We start from the raw sequence: 24,342 nt of genomic DNA, 5'->3' as shown, positions 1-24,342 counted from the left end.
ACACACCACCGTGACCACCGCGAACGACGTGACCACAGCCTCCAGTCCGTCCCCGCTGGACGAGCGCATCGGCGCGCTCGTCGACCAGCTGACCATCGAGGAGAAGGTGCAGCTGCTCACCGGGCGTGACTTCTGGACCACCTGGCCGATCGAGAAGATCGGGCTGCGCCGGATGCTCATGTCCGACGGCCCGTCGGGGGTCCGTGGCGAGGTGTGGGACGAACGCGACCCGTCGCTGAACCTGCCGTCCGCCACCGCGCTGAGCGCTTCGTGGGACCGCGCGATCGCCAAGCGCTACGGCGCCGCCGCCGCCGTCGAGGCCCGGCGCAAGGGCGTCGACGTCGTCCTCGGCCCGACCATCAACCTGCACCGGTCGCCCCTCGGCGGCCGCCACTTCGAGGCGTTCAGCGAGGACCCGGTGCTGACCGGGGACCTCGCCGCGTCCTACGTCGCGGGCGTGCAGGAGAACGGCGTCGCCGCGACGCCGAAGCACTACATCGCGAACGACTACGAGACCGACCGCTTCACCGCTTCGACCGAGGTGTCCGACCGGGCACTCCGTGAGCTGTACCTGCTCGCGTTCGAGAAGGCCGTCACCGAGGCGCACACCTGGGCGATCATGTCCTCGTACAACGCGATCAACGGCGTCACCGCGTCCGAGAACGACCTGCTCGAGACGCCGCTGAACTCCGAGTGGGGCTTCGACGGCATCGTCGTCTCCGACTGGACCGGCGTCCGCTCCGTGGACTCGGCGAAGGCGTCCCAGGACGTCGCCATGCCCGGGCCGAACCCGTGGTGGAGCGAGGGACCGCTGCTTGCCGCGGTGCAGGACGGCTCCGTCCCCGTCGAGGCGATCGACCGCAAGGTCCGTCGGATCCTGACGCTCGCCGCCCGCGTCGGGGCACTGACGGGGTTCGATGCCGTCGCGTCCTCGCCCGTGCACGTCGAGGACGGCGTCGCGTTCGTGCGCGAGGCCGAGGCGGAGGGCACCGTGCTCGTCCGCAACACCGGCGTGCTGCCGCTGTCCGCGCCGGCCGTGTCCCGCATCGCGGTGATCGGCCACAACGCCGACCAGGCGCGCACGCAGGGCGGTGGCTCGGCGACGGTCGTGCCGTCGCAGGTCGTGTCGCCGCTCGACGGGATCAGCGCAGCGTTCCCAGGCGCCACCGTCGACTACGCCATCGGCGCCGTCGTGCAGGAGGGCATCGCGGAGTTCCCGCTGGCGACGATCACCAACCCCGTGACCGGCGAGCCCGGTGCGCGCGTGGCGTTCGTGCAGGACGGGTCCGAGGTCTTCGTCGAGGACCGGCAGGCCACGGCGCTGTTCTGGTTCGGCGGCGACGCCCCGACCCGGACCGCCGACCGGCTCGACATCACCACGACGTACACGGCGCAGACCCCGGGCACGATCCGGATCGGCGTCGGCGCGTCCGGTCGCTCGCGGATGTGGGTCGACGGCTCGCTCGTGCTCGACGAGGACGTCGCCGTCGAGGGCGACCAGCTCGGCGCGGCCTTCCTCAACCCGCCGGCACGATCCGTCCCGGTCACCGTCACCGCTGGCCAGGAGCTCGCGATCCGGATCGAGCACGACATCGTGCAGGACGAGGCGCTCGGCGGGGTGCTCGCCTACCAGTTCGGCACCGAACCCTCGGACGAGGACCCGTCCGTCCTGATCGACGCGGCCGTCGCGACCGCTCGTGACGCCGACGTCGCCGTGGTCGTGGTCGGCACGAACTCCAAGGTCGAGTCCGAGGGGTACGACCGTTCGTCGCTCGCGCTGCCGGGCCACCAGGACGCGCTCGTCGCCGCGGTCGCCGCTGCGAACCCGAACACGATCGTGGTCGTCAACGCCGGGTCGCCGGTGGAGATGCCGTGGCGGGACGACGTCGCCGCGGTGCTGCTCACCTGGTTCGGCGGACAGGAGTACGGCAACGCGCTCGCGGACGTGCTCACCGGCGCTCGTGAGCCGGGCGGCCGGCTCCCGACCACGTGGCCCGCCGCGATGGCGGACGTGCCCGTGCTCGACGTCACCCCGGTCGACGGCGTCGTCCGGTACGACGAGGGTGTGCACATCGGCTACCGCGCGTGGCTCCGCGCCGGCACCGAACCCGCCTACCCGTTCGGGTACGGCCTCGGCTACACGACGTGGACGATCGACGGCGTCTCGGGCTCGCCCGAGGTGCGCGAGGGTGACGCGGCCATCGTGACCGCCACGGTGCGGAACACCGGCTCGCGCGCCGGGAAGCACGTCGTGCAGGTCTACGCGTCGCGCGCGGGGTCCGCGGTGGACCGGCCCGTCCGGTGGCTCGTCGGCTTCGCGCCCGTCCGGCTCGAGGCGGGAGAGAGCACCGAGGTGTCGATCGAGGTGCCGGCACGGGCCTTCGCGTACTGGGACGGCGCGTGGTCGTACGAGCCGGGCACGTTCGCGCTGCACGTCGGGAGTTCGGTCGTCGATGCGGCCGGAACGGTGCAGATCGAACTCGTCTGAGGCCGTTTGATCCGGTTTCCGCGCGCCCCGGGGATACATTCAGTAACATTGATCATGCGTCAGGCGGCTGGTTACCGTCGACGCGCGCACCGACGAGGATCACCGTGAGCGCGACACGGCCTCCTGATCCGGCCGATGGAGCCCCGGTGATCCTGGTGCGTCACGATGCGCCCCCGCGTTCTCGCGGGGGCGCATCCCTTTTGCCCGTCCGTCCCGTCCCGTCCCGTCCGGTCCGCGCCCCGTCCCCGGGGCATATTTCTTCTACGGAATATCTGCTGACGAATTGTCACGGTTTCCTGAATGCACGGGCGTCGAGTTGTGACAAACAACGCGGCAGGTGGAACGATGGGTGCACCATCCCGTACGGATCAGGGACGAGATGGTCATCCGGCGAGGAGCCCCGGGACTCACCACACCGCGGGTCCCGCCGGATGCCCCGGTCACTCGTTCGCTAGTCGTTCAGGTGCGGGGCGATCTGCTCGGCGATGACCGTCAGGATGCGCTCGTGGGACGCGGCGTCGCCGTTGGCGGGCAGGGTGATGACGAGCTCGTCGGTCGCCGCGACGGCGGGGTCCGCCCGGAGCGCGTCCACGATCGCGGCCGGCTCCCCGGACACGACCTTGCTGAAGCGGAACGGCGGGGTGCCGGAGAGCGGACGACCCTCGTCGTCCATGCCCGAGGCGTAGCCGGTGAGGAACTCCTGGTGGACGGCCCGGTCGTGGTCGTCGAGCAGCGGGACGACGATGCGGCCGACGGCGACCTTCGGGGTGCGGCCGTCCGCACCGTGCAGTTCCGCGAAGCGTGCACGGTAGGCGTCGATCTGCGCAGCCTGGGCCACCGCGAAGGGCTCACCGGTGTCCTCCGTGTTCAGCGTCGAGCAGTGCAGCAGCAGCCCCTTCTCGGCCGTGCGGAGGGCGGTGCCCATGCTGCCGCCGCCCCACCAGACGCGGTTGCGGAGGGCGGGGCTGAGCGGCTGCAACGTCAGGTCGGCGCCGGCGGGGATGCTCTCGTACCCCTTGCCGGCCGTGCCGAGGGGCTCGCCGTCGAGCACTTCGAGCAGCCGGGCGGCGCGGGCTTCGGCCTCGTCCCGGAAGCTCCGCTCGACGCTGCCGAACACCGGGTCGAGGATCGGGCCGTAGCCGGCGATGCCCGTGCTGATGCCGAGCTGCACCCGGCCGCCGCTCAGGAGGTCGACCGTGCTGGCGTCCTCGGCGAGCCGGACCGGGTCCTCGTAGCGCATCCCGAGCACCGCGGTGCCGAACCCGATCGTGCTGGTGCGCTGCGCGGCGGCTGCGAAGAACGTCATCGGGCTGGTGAGGAACGGCTCGAAGTGCCGACCACGCACCCAACCCGTGCCGTAGCCGAGGCGCTCGGCCGTCTCGAAGAGGCGGAGGCCGTCCTCGAGCGCTGCGGCCGCGCCGGCGGGACCGCCGTGGTTCGGGACGAAGGAGAGGAAGCCGAGTTCGCGCACGGGGTGAGTCTATGCGCCTGTATGCAACGGGGCCATGGTTCCCGTCTGTGGAACGTTCGCCACTCCTCCACAGGTGCCGAGCCTCCCGAGCGTCGCTGGTCACCATGCTGGGAGGATGGGTCCATGACCGACGTCACCACCCAGCCACCACTCGTCGCCGCGCTGCCGGCGGCCCCCGGCGGTGTCGTCGACCCCGATGCCGTCTACCAGGCCTTCGCCGACTGGGCCGAAGCCGGCGGCCGACCACTCTACCCGGCGCAGGACGAAGCGCTCATCGAGCTCGTGTCCGGGGCGAACGTCGTGCTCAGCACCCCCACCGGTACCGGCAAGTCCCTCGTCGCGGCCGGTGCGCACTTCGCGGCGCTCGCCGAGGGCAAGCGGAGCTGGTACACGGCACCGATCAAGGCGCTCGTCTCGGAGAAGTTCTTCCAGCTCGTCGACCTCTTCGGTGCGCAGAACGTCGGGATGGTCACGGGGGACTCGAGCGTCAACGCCGATGCCCCGATCGTCTGCTGCACCGCCGAGATCCTGGCGAACCTGGCGCTCCGCCAGGGCCCGGACGCCGACGTCGACGTGGTCGTCATGGACGAGTTCCACTTCTACGGCGACGCCGACCGCGGCTGGGCCTGGCAGGTGCCGCTGCTCGTGCTGGAGCGGGCCCAGTTCCTGCTGATGTCGGCCACCCTCGGGGACGTCACGACCATCGCCGACGACCTCTCCCGGCGCACCGGCCGACCGACCGCCCGGGTCACCGGCGTCTCACGACCCGTGCCGCTCGAGTACGAGTACGTGATGACGCCCGTGCAGGAGACGGTCGAGCGGCTCCTCGACGACGGCAAGGCACCGATCTACATCGTGCACTTCGCCCAGGCCGCAGCGCTGGAACGCGCGCAGGCGCTCATGTCGGCGAAGGTCGCCACACGCGAACGGCGCGACCAGATCGCGGAGGCGATCGCTGGGTTCCGGTTCAGCGCCGGGTTCGGGCAGACGCTCTCGCGGCTCATCCGCGCCGGCATCGGGGTGCACCACGCGGGCATGCTGCCGAAGTACCGGCGCCTCGTCGAGCAGCTCGCGCAGCGCGGCCTGCTGCCGGTGATCTGCGGGACCGACACCCTCGGCGTCGGGATCAACGTGCCCATCCGGTCCGTGCTGCTCACCGGGCTCACGAAGTTCGACGGCACCCGGATGCGGCAGCTCTCCGCGCGCGAGTTCCACCAGATCGCCGGACGTGCCGGTCGTGCCGGGTACGACACCGAGGGCGATGTCGTCGCCGAAGCGCCCGAGCACGACATCGAGAACGCGCGCGCCGTGGCCAAGGCGGGCGACGACCCGAAGAAGAAGAGCAAGATCAAGCGCAAGAAGGCGCCAGACGGGTTCGTCTCGTGGGGACAGGCGTCGTTCGAGCGCCTGATCCAGGCCGAGCCCGAGCCGATGGTGTCGCGGATGCGGATCACGCACGCGATGGTCCTCGCCGTCGTCGGGCGCGGGGGAGACGCGTTCGCCGCGGTGCGGTCGCTCGTCTTCGAGAACCACGAGCCCCGTTCGCGGCAGCTCGCCATGGCGCGGCGCGCACTCACGATCGCGCGCACGCTCATCAACGCGCAGGTCATCGAGCGGGTCCCAGGGCCGCCCGTCACCTACCGCCTGACCGTCGACCTGCAGGCGAACTTCGCGCTCAACCAGCCGCTCTCACCGTTCGCGCTCGCCGCGTTCGAACTGCTCGACCCCGAGTCGCCGACCTACGCGCTCGACATGGTCTCGATCGTCGAAGCCACCCTCGACGACCCGCGGGCGATCCTCTCGCAGCAGCAGTTCAAGGAGCGCGGTGAAGCCGTCGCCCGGATGAAGCAGGAAGGCATCGAGTACGAGGAACGCATGGAGCTCCTCGAAGAGGTCACCTGGCCCAAGCCGCTGGACGAACTGCTGACCGCCGCGTACGACGCGTACGCGGCCGAGCAGCCCTGGGTGCTCGACTTCACGCTCTCGCCCAAGTCCGTCGTCCGCGACATGTACGAGCGCGCGATGACCTTCGGCGACTTCGTGCGGTTCTACCAGCTCACCCGCTCCGAGGGGCTCGTGCTGCGGTACCTCTCGGACGCGTACCGGACCATGCGGCAGACGATCACCGAAGACCAGCGCACGCCCGAGCTCGACGACCTCATCGAGTGGCTCGGCGAGCTCGTCCGGCAGGTCGACTCGTCCCTGGTCGACGAGTGGGAAGCCCTGGTCAACGGGGACGTGTCGCTCGCCGCCGCCGAGCACGAGGAGATCGCCCCGCCGCAGCCGTCACGACTCACCGGCAACGTCCGTGCCTTCCGGGTGCTCGTGCGGAACGCGCTGTTCCAGCGGGTGCTGCTCGCCGCGCGCGACGACATCGACGGTCTGGCGGAACTCGACAGTGCCGCCGGGTTCGACGCGGACGCGTGGGACGCCGTGCTCGAGGAGTACTACGAGTCACACGACGACGTCGGGACGGACGCTGAAGCGCGGTCGATGCAGTACCTGGTGCTGTCCGAGCAGGGCCGGACGTGGCGTGCTCGACAGATCTTCGCCGACCCGTCCGGGGACAAGGACTTCGGGTTCTCGGCGACGATCGACCTCGACGCCTCGGACGAAGCCGGAGAGGCCGTCGTGCGGGTCACCGAGATCGGGCGGTTCGACGGGTGGGCCGAGGTCGACGTCGACTGACGCCGGGAACACACGGTGCCCCGTCCGGGTACGTTCGGCGTGACCCCACGGAAGGAACCACCATGCGCATCGGATCGAGCATCGCCCTGATCGTCATCGGCGCCATCGTCGCCTTCGCTCTGGACTTCCAGCTCGCGGGCGTCGACCTGCGGCTGATCGGGTACATCCTGATGGCGGCCGGCGTCGTGCTGCTCATCATCAGCCTGGCCGTCGCGTTCGGTGGTCGTCGGTCGACCACCACCACCCGGTCGGGCGTCGATCCCGCATCGGGCGAGCAGATCACCCGGCAGGACCGACGCGACGGGTCGTACTGACGCCCGTCGTCGTGGGCGCTCGGTCCTAGCCGACCAACCCGCGCGCGACCATGCTCTCCGCGGCGGCGGTGATCGCGTCCTTCGGGTCCCGCGGCGTCCAGCTGAGGACCGTCCGGGCGCGCTCGTTCGAGGTGCGCTTGGCGTAGCCGAGGTCGGGGACGAACGCCCGGAACTGCGGACGGAGCTTCGCCGCTGCACGCACCGCGGCGTTCGGCATCGAGTGCTTCGGCACCTTGGTCGCAGCCTCGCCGAGGTGCTCGCGGAGCGTCCCAGCGATCTCGGCCATCTCGAGCGCCGGCCCGTTCGAGAGCAGGAACCGCTTGCCGGCAGCGTCCGGGACATCGATCGCTGCGACGTGTGCGGCTGCGACGTCCCGGACGTCGACGATCGGGATGAACAGGTGCGGGGTCGCCGGCATCGACCCGTTCAGCATCGACTGCAGGATGTGGTTGGCGCCGGAGACGCTGCTGCCCATCGCGGGACCCATCACGGCGACGGGGAGCATGGTGACGAGTTCGGGCGTCCCGGCAGCGTCGGCCCCGGCCACGAAGTCCCACGCCGCGCGCTCGGCAAGCGTCTTGCTCTTGCCGTACGCGTCCACGCCGGGGCCGTCCAGCACGGTCCAGTCGTCCTCGGTGAACACGTGGTCGGTGTGCGGGTGGCCCCAGCTCACCGCGTGGAACGCCGAGGTCAGGACGACACGACGCACGCCGGCATCACGGGCGGCGCGGAGCACACGGACCGTGCCCTCGACCGCGGGTTCGATGACCGTCGCCTCGTCCTCGACGTGTCCGGGCATCACCGGGGACGCCACGTGCAGGACGACGTCGACGTCGGCGGTCGCAGCGGCCCAGCCGTCGTCCGCGGTGAGGTCGGCGGCGACGAACTCGAGCCGATCGCCGGCCGTCATGCCGGAGTCGGTCAGGACTGCACGCACCGCCGCCTCCTTGTCGAGCGAGCGGATCGTGGCGCGGACGTCGTGGCCGGCGTCGAGGAGCTGCAGGATGCAGTGGCCGGCGATGAAGCCGGAGCCCCCGGTGACGAGGATGCGGGTGGTGTCGGACATGTGGACCTCCTGGTGTCTGGTTCCACCCTCCAGCGGTGTCGGCGGCCGTTCCAGACCGCTCCGCTCCTGGTAGCGCGGCGACCAGGCAGCGGCCCACGGATCTGCCTACCGTGGGGAGCATGACCGACGAGACGAACCCCCTGGGCGAGTTCCTCCGTGCCCGGCGCGAGCTGGTCACCCCGGAACGCGCGGGCATCCCGGTGTCGGGGGTCCGGCGGGTCCCCGGGTTGCGGCGGGAAGAGGTCGCGATGCTCGCCGGGATCAGCAGCGAGTACTACCTCCGGTTGGAGCAGGGGCGGTACCGGAACCCGTCGGCGCAGGTCCTCGAGTCCGTCGCGCGGGTGCTGCAGCTCGACGAGGACACGACGGCGTACCTGCTCGGGCTCGTGGTCGAGCAGCCTCGGGCACACCGGCAGCGCCGACCCGTGCGCGAGGTCGTGCCCGCCGGACTCCGTGCGTTCGTCGACAGGCTGGGCACCCCCGCCTTCGTCGAGGGCCGCTACCTGGACGTCCTCACCGCGAACCCGATGGCGGCCGCGCTCTCACCCCGGCTGGTCGTCGGCGCGAACCGGCTCCGTGACGTGTTCCTCGACCCGGAGGAGCGCGCGCTGTTCGTCGACTGGGAGCTGGCGACCGAGGGGCTCGTGGCGTCGTTCCGGCAGTCCGTCGGGACCTCGATCGACGACCCGCGGTGCGTGGAGCTCGTCGGGCAGCTCTCCATCGCGAGCCCCCGGTTCCAGCGGCTCTGGGGACGGCACGACATCGGCGGGCGTCGGGGCGCGGTGATGCGGTTCGACCACCCCGTGGTCGGAGCGCTGCAGCTGCACCGGGAGAAGCTCATCGTCGCCGAGGCGCAGGACCTCACCGTGGCGATCTACCACGCCGACCCCGGCACGGCGGACGCGGAGAAGCTGGCGTTGCTGGCGTCGACCGTCGCGGTCTGACGCTGCTCGCTCAGGGATGCTCGGGCAGGTACTCGTGCCGGAAACCCTGGACACTCGTCGCGATGTGCTCGTAGTCGCGGTCGGCGCTCAGCACCGTCGCCCCGTTGCAGATCGCGTACGCCGCGATGTGGACGTCGATCGGCCCGGCTCCTCGTGCGAACCCGTTGCTCCACAGAGCACTCTGGATCGCCGTGACATCGTCGACGTCGGGGTGCACTGATGCTTCGAGGAAGGCTTCCATGTCCCCGCAGTGTTCGTCGTGATCCGAGCTCGAGCGGGCCGAGTGGCAGTACTCGAGGACCTGGGGTGGGCAGGTGAGGATGAGGTCCTGTGTGGCGATGGCACGCAGACGCTCCGCGATCCCAGGAGCCCGGCCCGCCTTCCACCACACCGAGTTGTCGACGATGTAGGTCGCCATCAGGGGTGCAGTTCGTCCGCCGCCGCGGGCTCGTCAGCGAAGTTCCTCGCGATGATCCGCTCGACTGCCGCCGGTTGACGCCGTACTGCGATGAGCGTCTCGAGAGCGCGCTGCACGACTTCGCGGTTCGAACGCGCCCCCGTCAGTTGCTTCGCATCGTCGAGGACGCGCTGATCGAGGTCGATCGTCGTGACTGCCATACCGACTCCCATCGTTTGTATAAGCGAGTATATAGACGGGGCCAGCGCCTGTGCCAGGTGAGCACGAGGCTGGCGAGCGCGACCGCGGCGGGGGTCTCCCACGGGATCGAGGAGCTCGGGTGACGGCTCAACGCTCAGCGACGGACGAGGGCGTCGACGGACTCCTGGTAGACCGCGAGCACCTCGCGCATGACGTCGTTCGTGGCCGACGTCCCGAGCTCGACGAGGCCGTCGTCACGGTTCTCGGGGCGGAACCAGTCGAGGTCGCCCGCGCGGATCAGCTTCTGCCCGATCCCGGTGCGGGGCACGCCGAACTCGAACTCCGTCCAACGGCCCTGCTGCCACGCCCGGTCGACACTCCAGCTCGCGGGCTCGGGGGCGGGAGGGATGGACGAGGCCGCGGCGATCCGGGCCTCGACGGCGTCGCGAGGGTAGGCACTCGGATCGTCGCCGTGTTCGAACGTCCAGGTCGGACCGATCCCCATCCACGAGATGAGGAGGCCGAGCGCGAACGACTCGGTCGTCAGGGCGAGCGTCACCCGCTGATCGGTCGGGAGCTCCGTCGAGAGCAACTGCGGTCCAGCCGCGATGACGGCGCCGTCGCGGGACAGCCAGCACGACCACTTGCTCGTGACCCCGCCGCTCCGTGCTTCCGCGCCGAGGGCGATCACCGTGTCCGCGCGGACGTCGAGGTACTCCTGCGCGGCGGGGCTGGGGGCTCCGGCGTCCGTGATCATCCCGGCGGCGCGCAACTCCTCGAATGTTGGCGTCGAGGGTCGTACGCGGAAGAAGCGTCCTCTCCGTGCCTTCCACAGCGCTTCCCAGCTGTCCTGGGAGAGGCGGACGCCGCCAGCGGGGTACGGCTGCGCCACGGCGACCCGTGCGAGCGACTCGCGCGGGAGCCCCTGGCGCGCGGTGGCTGCCTGGTCGATCGCGACGTCGGTCATGCTGCGTCCTTCACTTCCATGCCGCCGGCGATGATGTCGAACTGGTCCTCGACGAGGAACCGATCGCGGATCGAGGCGCTCATCGTCAGGTCGATCGCGTGACGCCCTGTCGCGATCACGTACCGCGTGACCGACACGCACATCCCGTCGGTCTCGTACAGCGACTCGACGACGCGCCCTTCGCCGCCCTCGCGGAACCAGGGCGGGTCGGCGACGACGTGCGACCAGACGGGGTGGGCGCGCGCCTCGCTGATCGCGCGGGCGCCGAGGACGTGGATCGGCTCGGTGCTCGGTCGGACCGAGAGGACCCCGTTGGGGCGGAAGGTCCAGGCGCCGTCGTCCGGCGCCGCGACCGCCAGCACCTGCCCGTGCGCGTCGACCTCCTGCCATCCGTCGGGGATGACGAGGTCGACGAGCGGTGTGCGCACGCTCCGCCACCCAGGCGCCGTCATGCCGAAGCGTTCTCTACGTCAGAACAGGGTCGCGGGCGGCGTCGCCTCGGGCAGCGGCGCGGGCTCGGTCACCTCGACGCCGGGCCAGCCCGGGCCGTGGGGGACCTCGGTGCGGTTCTGGTACGCGGTCGCAGCACCACGGGCGCGGACGTCGGCGGCCTCGTTCATCTCGTGGCCGACGTGACCCCGGACCCACTCGAAGGTGACCTTGCGGCCCTGGAGCTCGGCGTCGAGCTCCTTGATGATCTCGACGTTCATGACCGGCTTGCCGTCGGCCTTCCGCCATCCCTTCCGCTTCCACCCCGCCAGCCACTCGGTGCACGCCTTGATGGCGTACTGGCTGTCGCAGAGGATGTGCAGCGGTTCGCCGGAGTCCTTCGTGGCGCGGAGCAGCTGCAGCACGGCGGTGAGCTCGCCCTGGTTGTTCGTTGCGTTCGGCCAGCCGCCGGCTGCCCAGCGGTCGTCGTCGACGTACCAGGCCCAGCCGGCCGGGCCGGGGTTGCCGAGGGCGGAGCCGTCAGCTGCTGCGACGATCGTCACGGGGGACCTCCTGAGGTGGGGCGAGTGCCCGACAACGGTAGCGGACGGGCGCGGGGCTCCGCGTGCTCGCACGCTGCGATCAGAGCGGGGCGGAGCGGCGCGGCGCGGCGGCGCGGCACCGCGTGCTCGCACGGTGCGAGGGCGCGCAGGTGCGGCGGCCTACCGTCACGCGCATGAGCAACGACATCGCGGGACCCGAGCACGCGGACGACCGGGACCGGAACGACGCACTGCGCGCCGCCGCGCACAGCGACGACGTGGCGGGCGCGAGCGAGCGTCAGCAGCGTGCCGCGGACACCTCCTACAGCCCGTCGAGCGAGCGGGAGAGCGTCTCGTCGCAGACCGAGCAGCGCGACGATGACGACCTGCGCGAGGACGGCATCGACCCGTCGAAGATCACCGCGGCCCCGGGCACGGGCGGCGCCGACGACGCGGGCGACGTGGAGCCCGCGCCGGAGGACCTCCACCTGCCGTGGCAGTCCGAGGACGACCGCCGCGGCTAGCGGACGCTAGGACACCGAATCGGGGTGCGACCCCGTGCGCTGGCCGGACTCGAGCGCAGCGATCGCCGTGAGCTCGTCGTCCGTCAGCGCGAAGCCGTCGACGTCGATGTTCGACCGGATCCGCGACGGTGTGACCGACTTCGGCAGCACCACGACCCCCTGCTGCACGTTCCACCGCACGAGGACCTGCGCCACGCTCACCCCGTGGGCATCCGCAATCCCGACGAGCACCGGGTCCTCGATGAGCCGCCCGCGCCCGAGCGGTGACCACGCTTCCGTCACGATGCCGTGCCGCCGGTGGAAGTCGATGAGTTCGCGCTGGGGGAGCCAGGGGTGCCGCTCGACCTGGTTCACGGCGGGGACCTGGCCCGTCTCGGCGATGATCCGCTCGAGGTGCGGCACCTGGAAGTTCGAGACGCCCACGCTGCGCGCACGACCGGACTCCCGCAATTCCACCAGCGCGCGCCAGGTGTCGACGTAGCGGTCGTTCGCAGCGGCCGGCCAGTGGATCAGGTAGAGGTCGACCGCGTCGAGCCCGAGTCGGCCGAGACTGGCGTCGAACGCCCGCAGGGTCTCGTCGCGTCCCTGGTTGGTGTTCCACACCTTCGTGGTCACGAAGACGTCGTCACGATCCAGTCCGGAGGCTCGGATCGCCTTCCCGACACCGGTCTCGTTGCCGTACATCTCGGCTGTGTCCACGTGGCGGTACCCGGCGTCGAGCGCGGTTCCGACCGCGACCGCTGCTTCCGCGTCGTCGACCTTGTACACGCCGAAGCCGATGGCGGGGACGGACCGACCGTCGCGGAGGGGGATGGAGGTGACCATGCAGACCATCCTGCCGGTCCTGGCGGAGTCGAGTCGGGCCTCCCGTCCGATCTGTGCAGAACCGGGCGCGCGCTCCGAGTTGTGGAGGAGGCCCGTTCTCACCCATCGCGCCCGCACTGGAAAGTCGAATCGCGCGTCGGGGGTCGGAAGAATCGACCACCGACGCGCGATTCGACCTCCTACGCGCGGGACGACCCGGCGGAGGCGGGGTGGGGGACGGGCCAGCGAGGACGACCCGGCGAGGGGCGACCCGGCGGAGGCAGGGCGGGGGACGGGCCAGCGAGGACGACCCGGCGGGGGGCGACCCAGCGGGGCCCCGCGACCCGCGACCCGGCGCCTAGGTGGGGATGTTCACCGGCTCGGTGTCGGGGATGGGGCTCGCGTCGCGGCCGCGCAGGTCGGGGAGCCAGCGCTTCGCGACCAGCGGCAGCAGCACGCCGACGAAGGCGGCGGCTGCGCCGACGACCATGCCGCCCGTCGCACCGTGCATGTCGATGAGGAAGCCGGCGACCGCGGAACCGAGCGCGGCGCCGATGAGCTGGCCGGTGCCCATCCAGCCGTAGGCCTCTGCCGTGTCGGAGAACTTCACGGTGGCGGAGACCGACCCGAACATCACGGCGAGGGCCGGCGCGATCCCGCCGCCCGCGATGAGCAGCGCGAACGCGAGCCACCAGAAGCCGGTGCCGAACGTGGCGAGCCCCAGGCCGATGAAGACGATGAGCATCCGCGTCCACAGGGTGTTCGGCGAGATCGGACGGTGGCCGAAGGCCAGGCCACCGACCAGCGAACCGACCGCGAAGATCGCCAGGACGATGCCGGCGTTCGGGCTGCCCTCGCCGAAGGCGCTGGTGACCCCGGCCTCCACCGCGGCGCACGCACCGATGAGGAGCATGCCGGTGAGGGTCGCGACGACCACGGACGGGCGCTGCAGCACGACGCCGAACGCGCGCTTGGAGCGGGGGATGCGGACGCGGCCGAGCTCGGGGGAGGCGATGAACCACACGCCGCCGATGACGAGGAACGCCATCGCGAGGACGATCGCCTCGACGGTGCCGATCTGCGTCGCGACGAACGTCGTGATGACGGGGCCGGCGACCCAGATCAGTTCCTGCGCGCTGGCGTCGAGGGAGAAGAGGGGTGTCAGCTGCGTCGAGGTGACCATCTTCGGGTAGATGGTGCGCACGGCGGGCTGGACGGGCGGGACCGCAAGGCCGCCGAGGAACCCGACGACCACGTACGCCCACAGGGGCATGGTGGCGAACGCGATCACGCCCATGCTCACGAGCGCGATCAGGCTGGTCAGGATGAGGACGGGGCGCATGCCCCAGCTGCCCATCCAGCGGCTGGTGAGCGGGCCGGCGATGGCCTGGCCGACGCTGGTGGTGGCGAGCACGAGCCCGGCGGATCCGTACGAGTGGAAGACGTGCTCGACGTGCAGCAGGTACGCCAGCGAGAGCATCCCGAAGGGGAACCTCGCGGTGAGCTGCGCGGCGATCACACGACCCACGCCGGGGGTCTTCAGGAGGTTGCCGTACGCGCTCACGCTCCGAGTGTACGGACCGGACGGGGCACGGCGCGGGCCGTGTGACCACTCCGGGGGAGGGGGTCCGGAACGCGGTTCTCAGACACGCCGATGCAGGGGTACGAACGTCCGGTTTCCACACCTCTGGAGAACCGCCTCCACAGCCTGTTGGGAGTGTCGGTGGCCGGTGCGAGACTGGCGGAAATCCGGGGCTGTGGGGAATCCACAGACTGTGGAGGGCGTTGTGGAGAACTACAGGGGTGTAACACTTCCTCTTGTGGTCACTACCGCGATCGAGCACTACATGTAGTAGCGTCGTGCTCAGCACAGCACACGAACTTCGGACCTGGAATCAGGCCCAGAACCAGGGGTAAACATGGCCGTCACCGTCTACACCAAGCCGTCCTGCGTCCAGTGCACCGCGACGTACCGGGCCCTCGACAACAAGGGCATCCAGTACGAGGTGCACGACGTCTCCACGGACGAAGCCGCGCTCGAGCACGTCAAGAGCCTCGGCTACCTCCAGGCCCCCGTCGTCGTGACCGACGACGACCACTGGTCGGGCTTCCGCCCCGACAAGATCGCGACGCTCAGCGCCGAACTGGCGTAAGGCGTCTCCCGTCCGGTGGGCGGTGACTCGAACTCGATCAGGAGGCTCGACTCACCGCCCACGGACACCCCTCCGGTCCGTCAGTCCGCACCTTCTGTCGAGGAGCGCAGCATGAGCCGACTCGTCTACTTCTCCAGCGTGTCCGGGTACACCGCACGCTTCGTGGAGAAGCTCGGCCGCGACGCGGACCGGATCCCGCTCTACCCGAGCGAACCGTTCCTGCACGTGGACGAACCGTACGTCCTCGTCCTGCCCACCTACGGTGGCGGGAACGGCGAGGGAGCGGTCCCCAAGCAGGTCATCAAGTTCCTGAACGACGAACACAACCGGTCACTGATCCGGGGCGTCATCGTCGGCGGGAACACGAACTTCGGTGAGGCCTACGGCCTCGCGGGCGACGTGGTCTCACAGAAGTGCCACGTGCCCGTGCTCTACCGCTTCGAACTCTTCGGCACGCCGGACGACGTGTCCGCGGTCAACTCAGGATTGGATGCATTTTGGACGCAGCAGTTGCAGACGTCGATCTGACGTCGCCGACGACGGGGATGGACTACCACTCCCTCAACGCGATGCTCAACCTCTACGACGCGGACGGCAACATCCAGTTCGACAAGGACCGCGAAGCCGCCAAGCAGTTCTTCCTGCAGCACGTCAACCAGAACACCGTCTTCTTCCACAACCTGAAGGAGCGGCTCGACTACCTGGTGGAGAACGAGTACTACGAGCAGGCGACGATCGACCTGTACTCGCTCGACTTCATCCAGCGTCTGAACGACCTGGCGTACTCGAAGAAGTTCCGGTTCCAGACGTTCCTCGGTGCGTTCAAGTACTACACGAGCTACACGCTCAAGACGTTCGACGGCAAGCGGTACCTCGAGCGCTTCGAGGACCGCGTCGTGATGACCGCCCTCGGTCTCGCGCAGGGCAACGAGCAGCTCGCGATCGACCTCGTCGAGGAGATCGTCGCCGGGCGCTTCCAGCCCGCGACCCCGACGTTCCTCAACACCGCGAAGGCACAGCGCGGCGAGCTCGTCTCCTGCTTCCTCCTCCGCATCGAGGACAACATGGAGTCGATCTCGCGCGGGATCAACTCCTCGCTGCAGCTCTCGAAGCGCGGCGGTGGCGTGGCCCTGCTGCTCTCCAACATCCGTGAAGCCGGCGCCCCGATCAAGCAGATCGAGAACCAGTCCTCGGGCATCATCCCCGTGATGAAGCTGCTGGAAGACTCCTTCTCGTACGCCAACCAGCTCGGTGCCCGCCAGGGTGCCGGTGCCGTGTACCTGTCGGCGCACCACCCGGACATCATGAAGTTCCTCGACACCAAGCGTGAGAACGCCGACGAGAAGATCCGCATCAAGACGCTGTCGCTCGGTGTCGTCGTGCCGGACATCACGTTCGAGCTCGCGAAGAACAACGAGGACATGTACCTCTTCTCGCCGTACGACGTCGAGAAGGTCTACGGCGTCCCCTTCGGTGACGTCCCGATCTCCGAGAACTACCGCGCCATGGTCGACGACTCGCGCATCAAGAAGACGAAGATCAAGGCCCGCGAGTTCTTCCAGACCATCGCGGAGATCCAGTTCGAGTCGGGTTACCCGTACATCGTGTTCGAGGACACGGTGAACAAGGCCAACCCGATCAAGGGCCGGATCAACATGTCCAACCTGTGCTCGGAGATCCTGCAGGTCAACACCCCGACCACCTTCAACGAGGACCTCTCGTACAAGGAGATCGGCAAGGACATTTCCTGCAACCTCGGCTCGCTGAACATCGCGCTCACCATGGACTCGCCGAACTTCGGCAAGACCATCGAGACGGCGATCCGCGGCCTGACCTCGGTCTCGCAGATGTCGCACATCAACTCGGTGCGTTCCGTCGAGGACGGCAACGACAAGTCGCACGCCATCGGCCTCGGCCAGATGAACCTGCACGGCTACCTCGCTCGTGAGCACGTGTACTACGGCTCCGAAGAGGGCATCGACTTCACGAACATCTACTTCTACACGGTGCTGTTCCACGCCTTGCGCGCCTCGAACAACATCGCCATCGAGACCGGGGAGACCTTCGACGGCTTCCGCGACTCGAAGTACGCGTCCGGCGAGTTCTTCGACAAGTACACCGACGCTGCGTGGACGCCCGCGACGGCTCGTGTTGCTTCGCTCTTCGACAACGCGAACATCACCATCCCGACGCAGGACGACTGGAAGGCGCTGAAGGCGTCCATCCAGGAGCACGGCATCTACAACCAGAACCTCCAGGCCGTCCCGCCGACCGGTTCGATCTCGTACATCAACCACTCCACCTCGTCGATCCACCCGATCGCGTCGAAGATCGAGATCCGCAAGGAAGGCAAGCTCGGTCGCGTCTACTACCCGGCGCCGTTCATGACGAACGAGAACCTGGACTACTACCAGGACGCGTACGAGATCGGCCCGGAGAAGATCATCGACACGTACGCCGCGGCGACGCAGCACGTGGACCAGGGCCTGTCCCTGACGCTGTTCTTCAAGGACACCGCCACCACGCGCGACATCAACAAGGCGCAGATCTACGCATGGCGCAAGGGCATCAAGACGATCTACTACATCCGTCTCCGCCAGCTCGCGCTCGAAGGCACCGAGGTCGAGGGCTGCGTTTCCTGCATGCTCTGATCGCTGACGCGATCACCTTTCGGACTGGAGGCTCGTGGTGAGCCCGCCACGAGCCTCCGGTCCGACACCTGTTCCGATCCACGAATTCCGGAAGAACGCAATGACTCTCACCGACCCGGTCCACGCCACCGGCAAAGCCGTCCCGCTGATCCGTTCGGTCAGCGCGATCAACTGGAACCGCATCCAGGACGAGAAGGACGTCGAGGTCTGGAACCGCCTCGTCAACAACTTCTGGCTGCCCGAGAAGGTGCCGCTGTCGAACGACGTGCAGTCCTGGAACACGCTCACGCCGGCCGAGCAGACGCTGACCATGCGCGTCTTCACCGGTCTGACGCTCCTCGACACGATCCAGGGCACCGTCGGCGCGATCAGCCTGATCCCCGACGCCGTCACCCCGCACGAGGAAGCCGTCTACACGAACATCGCGTTCATGGAGTCGGTACACGCGAAGAGCTACTCGTCCATCTTCTCGACGCTCGCGTCGACGCCGGAGATCGACGACGCCTTCCGCTGGTCGGTCGAGAACCCGAACCTGCAGAAGAAGGCACAGATCGTCCTCGACTACTACACCGGTGACGACCCCCTGAAGCGCAAGGTCGCCTCGACGCTGCTCGAGTCGTTCCTGTTCTACTCCGGCTTCTACCTGCCGATGTACTGGTCCTCGCGCGCCAAGCTCACAAACACCGCTGACCTGATCCGCCTGATCATCCGCGACGAAGCCGTCCACGGGTACTACATCGGGTACAAGTTCCAGAAGGGCCTCGAAGGCCTTTCCGACGAGCGCAAGCAGGAGATCAAGGACTACACGTTCAATCTCCTGTTCGAGCTCTACGAGAACGAGGTCCAGTACACGCAGGACCTCTACGACCAGGTCGGGCTGACCGAGGACGTCAAGAAGTTCCTGCACTACAACGCCAACAAGGCGCTGATGAACCTGGGCTACGAGCCGATGTTCCCCAAGGAGACGACGGACGTGAACCCGGCGATCCTGTCGGCGCTGTCGCCCAATGCGGACGAGAACCACGACTTCTTCTCGGGGTCTGGGTCGTCGTACGTCATCGGCAAGGCCGAGAGCACCGAGGACGAGGACTGGGACTTCTGATCCTGCTCGGACTTACGAGAACGCCCCGCTGGCTTTGACCGGCGGGGCGTTCTCGTCGTTGTCGAGGGCGTCCGGATAGGGGACCCCGGATTCAGAAGGCTGCGGACCACCTATCTGAGACCGGACGGCCCGACGCTGCTCGGCACGGAGCGAGTCGTCCGGAGGACGACCGGCTACCGGGCGCCCCGGTACGAGGGCGAGCTCGTTGCGGGACAACGTCCGCGGCGCCGATTGGTCATGGAACATTTTCTCACCAGGGCGTCAGCGTGCGGAGCTGCGGCGCTTGAGTTGCAGGAGCACGAGGCCGCCTCCGAGGAGCAGCAGGAATCCGGCGGCGAAGATTGCCCCGGTGATGTTCGCTCCGGTGAACGCGAGGGGGCCCTCGTCGCCGTCACCCGGATTGGCGATCGGGACGACGGTCCCGTCGGACGGGTCGCCCGTCGGCGTCGGTACCGGTGATCCGGTGCCCGACGGAGACGGCGTCGCTGTCGGTGTGGGTTCGGGTTGCGCCGCGGCGGTGATGGTCGTGTACACGTCCACGACGACGGCACGTCCGGCGCCGAGCGCGACGACGTCGCGTGTGAGCTCGAGTGGCGTCGCTGTTCCGCCGTCGACGGTGACTGTCGCGCGTTCCGCAACCGTCGTACCGCTGGCGGCTCCGGTCTCGGCATGCGTCAGCGAGCATTCCGCGCCGCCGAAGACGACGTACGGACCGGACGTGCCGTTGGCGTTGCCGGCGTCCGTGGTGACCGGGATGTCGGTGCCCTCGTTGCAGGTGACCTCGATGACGTCGCTGTCGGGGCGGAGCGTCTGGTCGGCGGTGGTGTGCACGTTCACTTGGAAGCGTCCGGTGCGCTCGTACGTGTTCTCGAGCGCGCAGGACGCGTCGGGGTTCGCGGTGTTCAAGGTGACGATGAACGCGTTCGCGCCGGCGCGTTCGACAACGTTGGCGCCGCAGTCCAGGTTCGTGAATCGCCAGAAGCCGAGGAGGTCACCGGTGGGTGCTTGCTCGCGGACGAGGAACCGGGTCGTCGGCGCGACGACGAGCGCGTCTGCTGCTGGGCCGACCGGTGTCGCGGCCGTGCGCGTGCCCGGCGTGGTGGTAGTCGCGGTCGCGCGGTAGTCCTGGGCGGGGTCTGGGTCGTCGGCTGCGTCGAGGGCGGTGATGTCGTAGTTGAACGTGCCTGCGGCGCCGAGAGTGGTCTTCTGCAGCGTGATGGACCCTGCTGGGGTGAACCGGTTGGTGAAGATGCAGTGGCTCGACGATGGTGTGATCGTCGTCAACGTGAAGGTGCGGGTCTGCCCGGTGGCGGTGATGTCGTACGTGTCGACGGTGCCGAACCGGTCGACGCAGGTTGCGCTTTCCGCTTCCCAGCGTCCCGCTGCGGTCGGGGCGGGGAGGACTTCCGACATGACGTACGAGCCGAGGCTGAGGGACGACCCGGACCATGGGGTGACCGGTGCTCCGACCGCGGTCGTCGTTGCGGTGCCGGTGAAGTTCTCCGCAGGAGCTGCGGTCGGACCGGTGACCGTGACGGGGAAGGAGGCGGTGCCGCCGAGGGATTCGACGGCGAGGGACGTGTCGCCGATGGTGGTGCGGTTGTTCGTCACGACGCAGGTGACGGTGTCACCGCCCGCGAGTCGGATACTCGCCCGGTGCGTTGCCGGGTCGACCGTGATGGTGCTGTCGTCGGTCTGGCTGGTGCACACGGGGTCGGCGGGTGGGTCCCAACCGGGTGTCGATGCTTCTTGGAAGCTCCACGCCGGGTCGCTGCCGCGCACCTCGCCGCGGATGAAGGTGGTCGTTGCCGGGTTACCGGGGCTGGCGGTGGCGGAGAAGTCGTTGGTGCCGTCGTTGTTCTCGTCGGCGTAGGAGAGGTTGCCGTCGAAGCGGAACGTGCCGGTGCCGTTGCTGTCCGAGGCGAGCTGTTTGCGGACCACGATGGTGCCGGACTGTGGCGGCGGGGTGACGGCGTAATAGAAGCAGAACACGTGTCGCTGCCCAGACGGGAAGTACACCGCTTCGACGTTGTCGCCGTTGACGGCGTCCTGCCCGCAGCGCAGCGCCGCGAACCCGTATTGGTCTTGCTGCCCGTTCAACGGCGCAATGGGGGTGCCGCCTTGGATCCAGAGCCGTGAGCCGGAGTTCGCGGCCGCGAGTTGCGCGGCGGTGAGGTTCATCGTCACGGCGCCGGCGAGGGTGTCGCCGGTCGGGTCCCCGTTGGTGTCCAGCAGCGGGGTCGAGGCGCCGGTACGGATCGTGGTGTCGAACGGGCTGGTGACGGTGCTGAGGTTCTGTGTTGCTGGGGTCTTCCCGTTGAACCAGGTGCCCGTGGTCATCTGCCAGTTCGGCAGGGGCCGGCAGTTCGCGTTGCCGGTCTCTTCCTTCTCGGCCGAGACGATGCCCCACGCGTCGTAGTTCGTGTCCGTGCCGAGGTCCTTCAGGGACTCCATCAGGTTGTTCCGCGCTTTGTTCGCGAGCACGTCCGTGTAGGAGTCGCACACACGTGCGGCGAACGTGATCGAGTACGTGTCCTCATCCGCACCGACCGTCGCCGCGGTCGCCGGCACCGCGGCAACTGAGACGCCGACGATGGCGGTCAACGCGATGACGGGCACCAGTAGGCGGGCGAACACGCTGAGGTGACGTGGTAGTTCACCGTGTTGCGCCTGCGGACCCATGCGTCCCCCTGATGAACGGCGTGGTGGTGGCGTTGCTGAGCGTGCGCTCACAGGTGACGATGACACACCCGCCGTTTCCTTGTCGAGAGTGCGCTTCCGGATGTTCCAGAAGCGCACTCTCCACCGGTACGCGGCTGCGGCCCGGTCAGCGTCCGACGGACATCGGTCTACGCTGCCGTCCTGATGCGGGTGATCTCCTGGCGGGTGAAGGCGATGTGGTCCGGGTCATCGGTCTGTGGGAGCGCTTCTGCGAGGTCGTGGATCGCCGTCAGCAGGACACGGCGGCGGCGGCGTGCAGGACGGGCGCCGGCCGATGCGATGTACCGGCGGCGTGCTCTCCGGGTTCCGACGACCGCGTTGACCTCGTCGGAGGTGAGGAGCCCTGCAGCGAGCTCGGGTGCGAGGACGATGCGAAGGTCATCCCGTTCCGGACGAACGGCGAACCGGAAGACGCGGAAGACCACGACCAGGACAACCACTGTCAGAACCGCGATGAAGACGAGGTTCCAGTTCTGCAGCGGACCGGTGAGCGCGCTGAGGTCGTCCCACACGCCGTGGAGCACGACCGCGGTGAGCATGAGGAGGATCCCCGGGCCCACTCGTCGCCGCTGGGCGGGGCTGCCCGCGAGGAGGAACAGCCCGGTCGCGAAGATCGCGGAGTAGGCGATATGGCCGGCGACGCCGGTGGTCACACGCAGGATCAGGGTCTCGAATCCGGCGAGGAACGGCTGTGCGCCGAAGTTCGCCCCAGCGGTCTGCGCGACGTAGAGGACGTCCTCGACGATCTGGAAGCCGAGACCGAGGAACGCACCGAGGATGAAGGCGTCGAACGTGGTCCGCACGATCCGGGGTGCCAGGGTGATCAGCAGCACCAGACCGATGCCCTTGGACACTTCTTCGGTGATGGGGGCGGTGAGACCGGCACCCCAGTCCGCAGCCCAGGACTGCCCGAACGTCTTGCCGTAGAGGCTGAGCACGGCGTCGTTGGCGTAGATCGCCATGAAGAACGTCGCGGCGGTGGCGCCCCAGATGAACGCGTGCACGACCAGGCTCACCGGGAGGGTGGAGTACCGGTCCATCGTTCTGGTGATCCACCAGAACAGAGCTGCGTACAGCACCAGGACGAAGCTGTTGACCTCGACCGCGGACGCGAACGGCGCCGCCGTCGAACGGATGATGCCGACAGCGTTCCACCCTCCGGTGATCACCAGGCCCCAGAACACCCAGAACGCGGCGTTCCGCGGCTGGAACCACTCCATCCGCAGTCCCCAGCCGGAGCGTTCGAAGACCGCTGCGCGGGCCTGTTCGAGGTTCGAGTAGTCGGACAGCTGCGTGTGTGTTCCGGTCGGGCGGTCGCGGGCTCGGCGGAGCCGGTTCCAGATCATGCTCCGGCTCCTTCGATGCGCAGTGACGAGAGGACCTGTCCGATGACCGTGGCTCGGTCGGTCGGTGTGGTGTTCGGGGTGTTGATGATGACTTCCACGCCGACACCGTCCGAGACGAACGCGGCGATCGCGCCGTCGTTGCGGGCGTCACGGAACTCGCTGATCACGCCCCGAACACCCGATGCGGTGGTGATCGGGGTTGATGTCGACGTCAGCGTCCGGACTCTGGCGGTCGCGTCGGTCGTCTTGAGTTTCCGCAGCAGCGCGGCCGAAGTGCCGTCGAAGGTGCCGCTGCGGACGGTGATGGAGGTCGCTCCGTCGAACACGGTCGCGGACTTCGGGTAGCTGCCACCGGCTTCGGGGTCGCCGGTGCGGACACCGTCGCTGATGCCCCACCCGGCAGGTGGTGTGAAGACGACATCATCGTCGAGCGTCATCGTCTGTCCAGCGGTGACGGTCTCGCGGAACGGGACCCGCTCGTTCACCCACGGCACCGCCCAGTGCATGATCGCTGCGGTGACGAGCACGATCGCTGCGGGCACGATCGTCCGCCGGTCCAGCCCCCACCACCGACGGTCGGCTGGTACCCACCGGTGGCGGCGATGCATCTTCGTGGTTTCGCTGGTCATGACGTCGCCGTGGTTTCTTGCGTGCGGGCGCCCTCGGCGCGGGCGCTGACTCGGCCCTTGATGAGCAACAGCGCCAGCAGGCCGAGGACCGGGTACGCGAAGTTGAAGATCCCGGCTACGCCGAGCAGGCCCGCGCTGCCCGATGTTGCGCTCTCCCCGTCGATGCCGCCGGTGGCGAGGATCGTGGTCGGGTCCGTCGCCGCGTGCAGGAGCATCGCCGGGATGATGCTGCCGGTGACCCGCATCGACAGGTACAGCATGATGCCGATCCCGAAGGTGTAGATGACGGTGAGTCCGACGGTGATCGGGTTCGCGCCGGAGATGGCGTTCGATGCGTGCATCAACCCGAACAGCAGCGCCGACAGCAACGCCACGACCCGTTCTGAGTAGTGGCCGCGACGGAGGAGGTTCACGGCGATGCCTCGAGCGATGAGTTCCTCGGTGAACCCGATGCACAAGCCGAGGAACAGCACCGCGAGGATCACGGTGACGGAGTACGCCGACCAGTTCGTCGCGGCCATCCGCAGTCCGATGGGGACGAGGAGCAAGGCGACGGCGATCCACATCCACTTCCGTCCGGGCACTGGTTGCCGGCCGAAGACCTCTCGGCGCCACCCCAGCGTGAGCACGAAGACGAAGGTCAGCACACCGATGACGAGGATCGGCACGGTCAGGCCCGCGAACACGGAGCCGGGTGAGGAGAAGAGATTGCTGGTGTCGATGCCGCGGCCGAGGGTTCGGGCGTTGACCCAGCCGATTCCTTCGTAGATGGCGAGGTAGATGACGACCGCGAGGACCGCACGCCACCAGCCGCCGCGGTTCCAGAACCGTTGCCACCCGTTGCCGGCGTGGTCAGTGGTGTCGAGGTGTTCGTGGGCGGTGGCCATGAGGGTGTCCTCTCGTTC

22 protein-coding genes are annotated in these 24,342 nt (G+C 68.8%); 9 read left to right on the top strand and 13 right to left on the bottom strand.

Features of this window, described 5'->3' with window-relative positions; genetic code table 11:
- Nucleotides 1–10 precede the first annotated feature (10 nt).
- On the top strand, nucleotides 11–2,488 hold the full coding sequence (locus EDF55_RS16125; RefSeq protein WP_123655958.1) for a glycoside hydrolase family 3 protein: 2,478 nt from the start codon (nucleotides 11–13) through the stop codon (nucleotides 2,486–2,488).
- A 451-nt stretch (nucleotides 2,489–2,939) separates the two neighbouring features.
- On the opposite strand, the gene EDF55_RS16120 is transcribed toward EDF55_RS16125, so the two are convergent.
- Nucleotides 2,940–3,959 (bottom strand): LLM class flavin-dependent oxidoreductase, encoded by a 1,020-nt coding sequence (locus tag EDF55_RS16120; protein ID WP_123655957.1) that lies wholly within the window; start codon nucleotides 3,957–3,959, stop codon nucleotides 2,940–2,942.
- 123 nt (nucleotides 3,960–4,082) lie between these two features.
- Between EDF55_RS16120 and EDF55_RS16115 the strand changes: the two genes are divergently transcribed.
- Both EDF55_RS16115 and EDF55_RS16110 read left to right on the top strand, forming a co-directional pair.
- A complete protein-coding gene (locus EDF55_RS16115; RefSeq protein WP_123655956.1) occupies nucleotides 4,083–6,647 on the top strand; it encodes an RNA helicase in 2,565 nt (854 codons plus the stop codon).
- A gap of 62 nt (nucleotides 6,648–6,709) precedes the next feature.
- Nucleotides 6,710–6,961: a DUF6458 family protein gene (locus tag EDF55_RS16110; RefSeq protein ID WP_123655955.1), complete on the top strand. Its 252-nt coding sequence runs from the start codon at nucleotides 6,710–6,712 to the stop codon at nucleotides 6,959–6,961.
- Nucleotides 6,962–6,986: 25 nt separating this feature from the next.
- On the opposite strand, the gene EDF55_RS16105 is transcribed toward EDF55_RS16110, so the two are convergent.
- Nucleotides 6,987–8,027 carry an aldehyde reductase gene (locus EDF55_RS16105; RefSeq protein WP_123655954.1) on the bottom strand — a complete coding sequence of 347 codons (1,041 nt, stop codon included), beginning with the start codon at nucleotides 8,025–8,027 and terminating at the stop codon, nucleotides 6,987–6,989.
- A gap of 119 nt (nucleotides 8,028–8,146) precedes the next feature.
- Between EDF55_RS16105 and EDF55_RS16100 the strand changes: the two genes are divergently transcribed.
- Nucleotides 8,147–8,971, top strand: a complete 825-nt coding sequence (locus EDF55_RS16100) for a helix-turn-helix domain-containing protein (RefSeq protein ID WP_123655953.1) — start codon at nucleotides 8,147–8,149, stop codon at nucleotides 8,969–8,971.
- Between the two features lie 10 nt (nucleotides 8,972–8,981).
- On the opposite strand, the gene EDF55_RS16095 is transcribed toward EDF55_RS16100, so the two are convergent.
- The 5 genes from EDF55_RS16095 to EDF55_RS16075 form a co-directional block, all read right to left on the bottom strand.
- Nucleotides 8,982–9,389 carry a PIN domain-containing protein gene (locus EDF55_RS16095; RefSeq protein WP_123655952.1) on the bottom strand — a complete coding sequence of 136 codons (408 nt, stop codon included), beginning with the start codon at nucleotides 9,387–9,389 and terminating at the stop codon, nucleotides 8,982–8,984.
- A complete protein-coding gene (locus EDF55_RS16090) occupies nucleotides 9,389–9,589 on the bottom strand; it encodes a type II toxin-antitoxin system VapB family antitoxin (RefSeq protein ID WP_165931421.1) in 201 nt (66 codons plus the stop codon). Before EDF55_RS16090 ends, EDF55_RS16095 begins: the two co-directional genes overlap by 1 nt.
- A gap of 134 nt (nucleotides 9,590–9,723) precedes the next feature.
- Complete coding sequence (locus tag EDF55_RS16085; protein WP_123655950.1) at nucleotides 9,724–10,536, bottom strand: hypothetical protein; 813 nt, start codon at nucleotides 10,534–10,536, stop codon at nucleotides 9,724–9,726.
- Nucleotides 10,533–10,988, bottom strand: a complete 456-nt coding sequence (locus tag EDF55_RS16080; RefSeq protein ID WP_123655949.1) for a hypothetical protein — start codon at nucleotides 10,986–10,988, stop codon at nucleotides 10,533–10,535. Before EDF55_RS16080 ends, EDF55_RS16085 begins: the two co-directional genes overlap by 4 nt.
- Before the next feature lie 18 nt (nucleotides 10,989–11,006).
- Entirely contained in the window at nucleotides 11,007–11,528 is a 522-nt protein-coding gene (locus EDF55_RS16075) for a ribonuclease H (protein ID WP_123655948.1), read from the bottom strand.
- A gap of 173 nt (nucleotides 11,529–11,701) precedes the next feature.
- On the opposite strand from EDF55_RS16075, the gene EDF55_RS16070 reads away from it, so the two are divergent.
- Entirely contained in the window at nucleotides 11,702–12,031 is a 330-nt protein-coding gene (locus tag EDF55_RS16070) for a hypothetical protein (protein ID WP_123655947.1), read from the top strand.
- A 6-nt stretch (nucleotides 12,032–12,037) separates the two neighbouring features.
- Here the strand turns inward: EDF55_RS16070 and EDF55_RS16065 are convergent, their stop codons facing one another.
- Together EDF55_RS16065 and EDF55_RS16060 are read right to left on the bottom strand one after the other, a co-directional pair.
- A complete protein-coding gene (locus EDF55_RS16065) occupies nucleotides 12,038–12,856 on the bottom strand; it encodes an aldo/keto reductase (protein ID WP_123655946.1) in 819 nt (272 codons plus the stop codon).
- Nucleotides 12,857–13,193: 337 nt separating this feature from the next.
- Nucleotides 13,194–14,399, bottom strand: coding sequence for an MFS transporter (locus tag EDF55_RS16060; RefSeq protein ID WP_123655945.1), 1,206 nt, complete (start codon nucleotides 14,397–14,399; stop codon nucleotides 13,194–13,196).
- A gap of 355 nt (nucleotides 14,400–14,754) precedes the next feature.
- On the opposite strand from EDF55_RS16060, the gene nrdH reads away from it, so the two are divergent.
- From nrdH to nrdF, 4 genes are all read left to right on the top strand, one after another.
- On the top strand, nucleotides 14,755–14,988 hold the full coding sequence (gene nrdH, locus EDF55_RS16055; RefSeq protein ID WP_022904483.1) for a glutaredoxin-like protein NrdH: 234 nt from the start codon (nucleotides 14,755–14,757) through the stop codon (nucleotides 14,986–14,988).
- A 111-nt stretch (nucleotides 14,989–15,099) separates the two neighbouring features.
- Nucleotides 15,100–15,516 carry a class Ib ribonucleoside-diphosphate reductase assembly flavoprotein NrdI gene (gene nrdI, locus EDF55_RS16050; RefSeq protein WP_123655944.1) on the top strand — a complete coding sequence of 139 codons (417 nt, stop codon included), beginning with the start codon at nucleotides 15,100–15,102 and terminating at the stop codon, nucleotides 15,514–15,516.
- A 17-nt stretch (nucleotides 15,517–15,533) separates the two neighbouring features.
- Entirely contained in the window at nucleotides 15,534–17,639 is a 2,106-nt protein-coding gene (gene nrdE / locus EDF55_RS16045; protein ID WP_123655943.1) for a class 1b ribonucleoside-diphosphate reductase subunit alpha, read from the top strand.
- 100 nt (nucleotides 17,640–17,739) lie between these two features.
- Nucleotides 17,740–18,741, top strand: coding sequence for a class 1b ribonucleoside-diphosphate reductase subunit beta (nrdF, locus tag EDF55_RS16040; RefSeq protein WP_260236084.1), 1,002 nt, complete (start codon nucleotides 17,740–17,742; stop codon nucleotides 18,739–18,741).
- A gap of 261 nt (nucleotides 18,742–19,002) precedes the next feature.
- On the opposite strand, the gene EDF55_RS16035 is transcribed toward nrdF, so the two are convergent.
- From EDF55_RS16035 to EDF55_RS16020, 4 genes are all read right to left on the bottom strand, one after another.
- Nucleotides 19,003–21,345, bottom strand: coding sequence for a hypothetical protein (locus EDF55_RS16035; RefSeq protein WP_123655942.1), 2,343 nt, complete (start codon nucleotides 21,343–21,345; stop codon nucleotides 19,003–19,005).
- A 245-nt stretch (nucleotides 21,346–21,590) separates the two neighbouring features.
- Entirely contained in the window at nucleotides 21,591–22,808 is a 1,218-nt protein-coding gene (locus EDF55_RS16030; RefSeq protein ID WP_123655941.1) for a PrsW family intramembrane metalloprotease, read from the bottom strand.
- On the bottom strand, nucleotides 22,805–23,437 hold the full coding sequence (locus tag EDF55_RS16025; RefSeq protein ID WP_123655940.1) for a hypothetical protein: 633 nt from the start codon (nucleotides 23,435–23,437) through the stop codon (nucleotides 22,805–22,807). Before EDF55_RS16025 ends, EDF55_RS16030 begins: the two co-directional genes overlap by 4 nt.
- Complete coding sequence (locus tag EDF55_RS16020; RefSeq protein WP_123655939.1) at nucleotides 23,434–24,324, bottom strand: CPBP family intramembrane glutamic endopeptidase; 891 nt, start codon at nucleotides 24,322–24,324, stop codon at nucleotides 23,434–23,436. Before EDF55_RS16020 ends, EDF55_RS16025 begins: the two co-directional genes overlap by 4 nt.
- Nucleotides 24,325–24,342 lie beyond the last annotated feature (18 nt).

Origin of the sequence: Curtobacterium sp. ZW137 (assembly GCF_003762905.1) — a bacterium.
Taxonomy (GTDB): Bacteria; Actinomycetota; Actinomycetes; order Actinomycetales; family Microbacteriaceae; genus Curtobacterium.
The sequence above is the reverse complement of the archived record's forward strand: the minus strand, read 5'-3'. Positions and strand labels throughout refer to the sequence as shown.

Excerpts from the sequence above, each read along its gene's own strand:
- EDF55_RS16085 (WP_123655950.1), bottom strand. The coding sequence starts at position 10,536 with ATGACCGACGTCGCGATCGACCAGGCAGCCACCGCGCGCCAGGGGCTC.
- EDF55_RS16090 (WP_165931421.1), bottom strand. The coding sequence starts at position 9,589 with ATGGCAGTCACGACGATCGACCTCGATCAGCGCGTCCTCGACGATGCG.
- EDF55_RS16025 (WP_123655940.1), bottom strand. The coding sequence starts at position 23,437 with ATGACCAGCGAAACCACGAAGATGCATCGCCGCCACCGGTGGGTACCA.
- EDF55_RS16020 (WP_123655939.1), bottom strand. The coding sequence starts at position 24,324 with ATGGCCACCGCCCACGAACACCTCGACACCACTGACCACGCCGGCAAC.
- EDF55_RS16080 (WP_123655949.1), bottom strand. The coding sequence starts at position 10,988 with ATGACGGCGCCTGGGTGGCGGAGCGTGCGCACACCGCTCGTCGACCTC.
- EDF55_RS16110 (WP_123655955.1), top strand. The coding sequence starts at position 6,710 with ATGCGCATCGGATCGAGCATCGCCCTGATCGTCATCGGCGCCATCGTC.
- EDF55_RS16115 (WP_123655956.1), top strand. The coding sequence starts at position 4,083 with ATGACCGACGTCACCACCCAGCCACCACTCGTCGCCGCGCTGCCGGCG.
- nrdE (WP_123655943.1), top strand. The coding sequence starts at position 15,534 with ATGGACTACCACTCCCTCAACGCGATGCTCAACCTCTACGACGCGGAC.
- EDF55_RS16095 (WP_123655952.1), bottom strand. The coding sequence starts at position 9,389 with ATGGCGACCTACATCGTCGACAACTCGGTGTGGTGGAAGGCGGGCCGG.
- EDF55_RS16105 (WP_123655954.1), bottom strand. The coding sequence starts at position 8,027 with ATGTCCGACACCACCCGCATCCTCGTCACCGGGGGCTCCGGCTTCATC.
- nrdH (WP_022904483.1), top strand. The coding sequence starts at position 14,755 with ATGGCCGTCACCGTCTACACCAAGCCGTCCTGCGTCCAGTGCACCGCG.
- EDF55_RS16100 (WP_123655953.1), top strand. The coding sequence starts at position 8,147 with ATGACCGACGAGACGAACCCCCTGGGCGAGTTCCTCCGTGCCCGGCGC.
- nrdF (WP_260236084.1), top strand. The coding sequence starts at position 17,740 with ATGACTCTCACCGACCCGGTCCACGCCACCGGCAAAGCCGTCCCGCTG.
- nrdI (WP_123655944.1), top strand. The coding sequence starts at position 15,100 with ATGAGCCGACTCGTCTACTTCTCCAGCGTGTCCGGGTACACCGCACGC.
- EDF55_RS16030 (WP_123655941.1), bottom strand. The coding sequence starts at position 22,808 with ATGATCTGGAACCGGCTCCGCCGAGCCCGCGACCGCCCGACCGGAACA.
- EDF55_RS16070 (WP_123655947.1), top strand. The coding sequence starts at position 11,702 with ATGAGCAACGACATCGCGGGACCCGAGCACGCGGACGACCGGGACCGG.
- EDF55_RS16065 (WP_123655946.1), bottom strand. The coding sequence starts at position 12,856 with ATGGTCACCTCCATCCCCCTCCGCGACGGTCGGTCCGTCCCCGCCATC.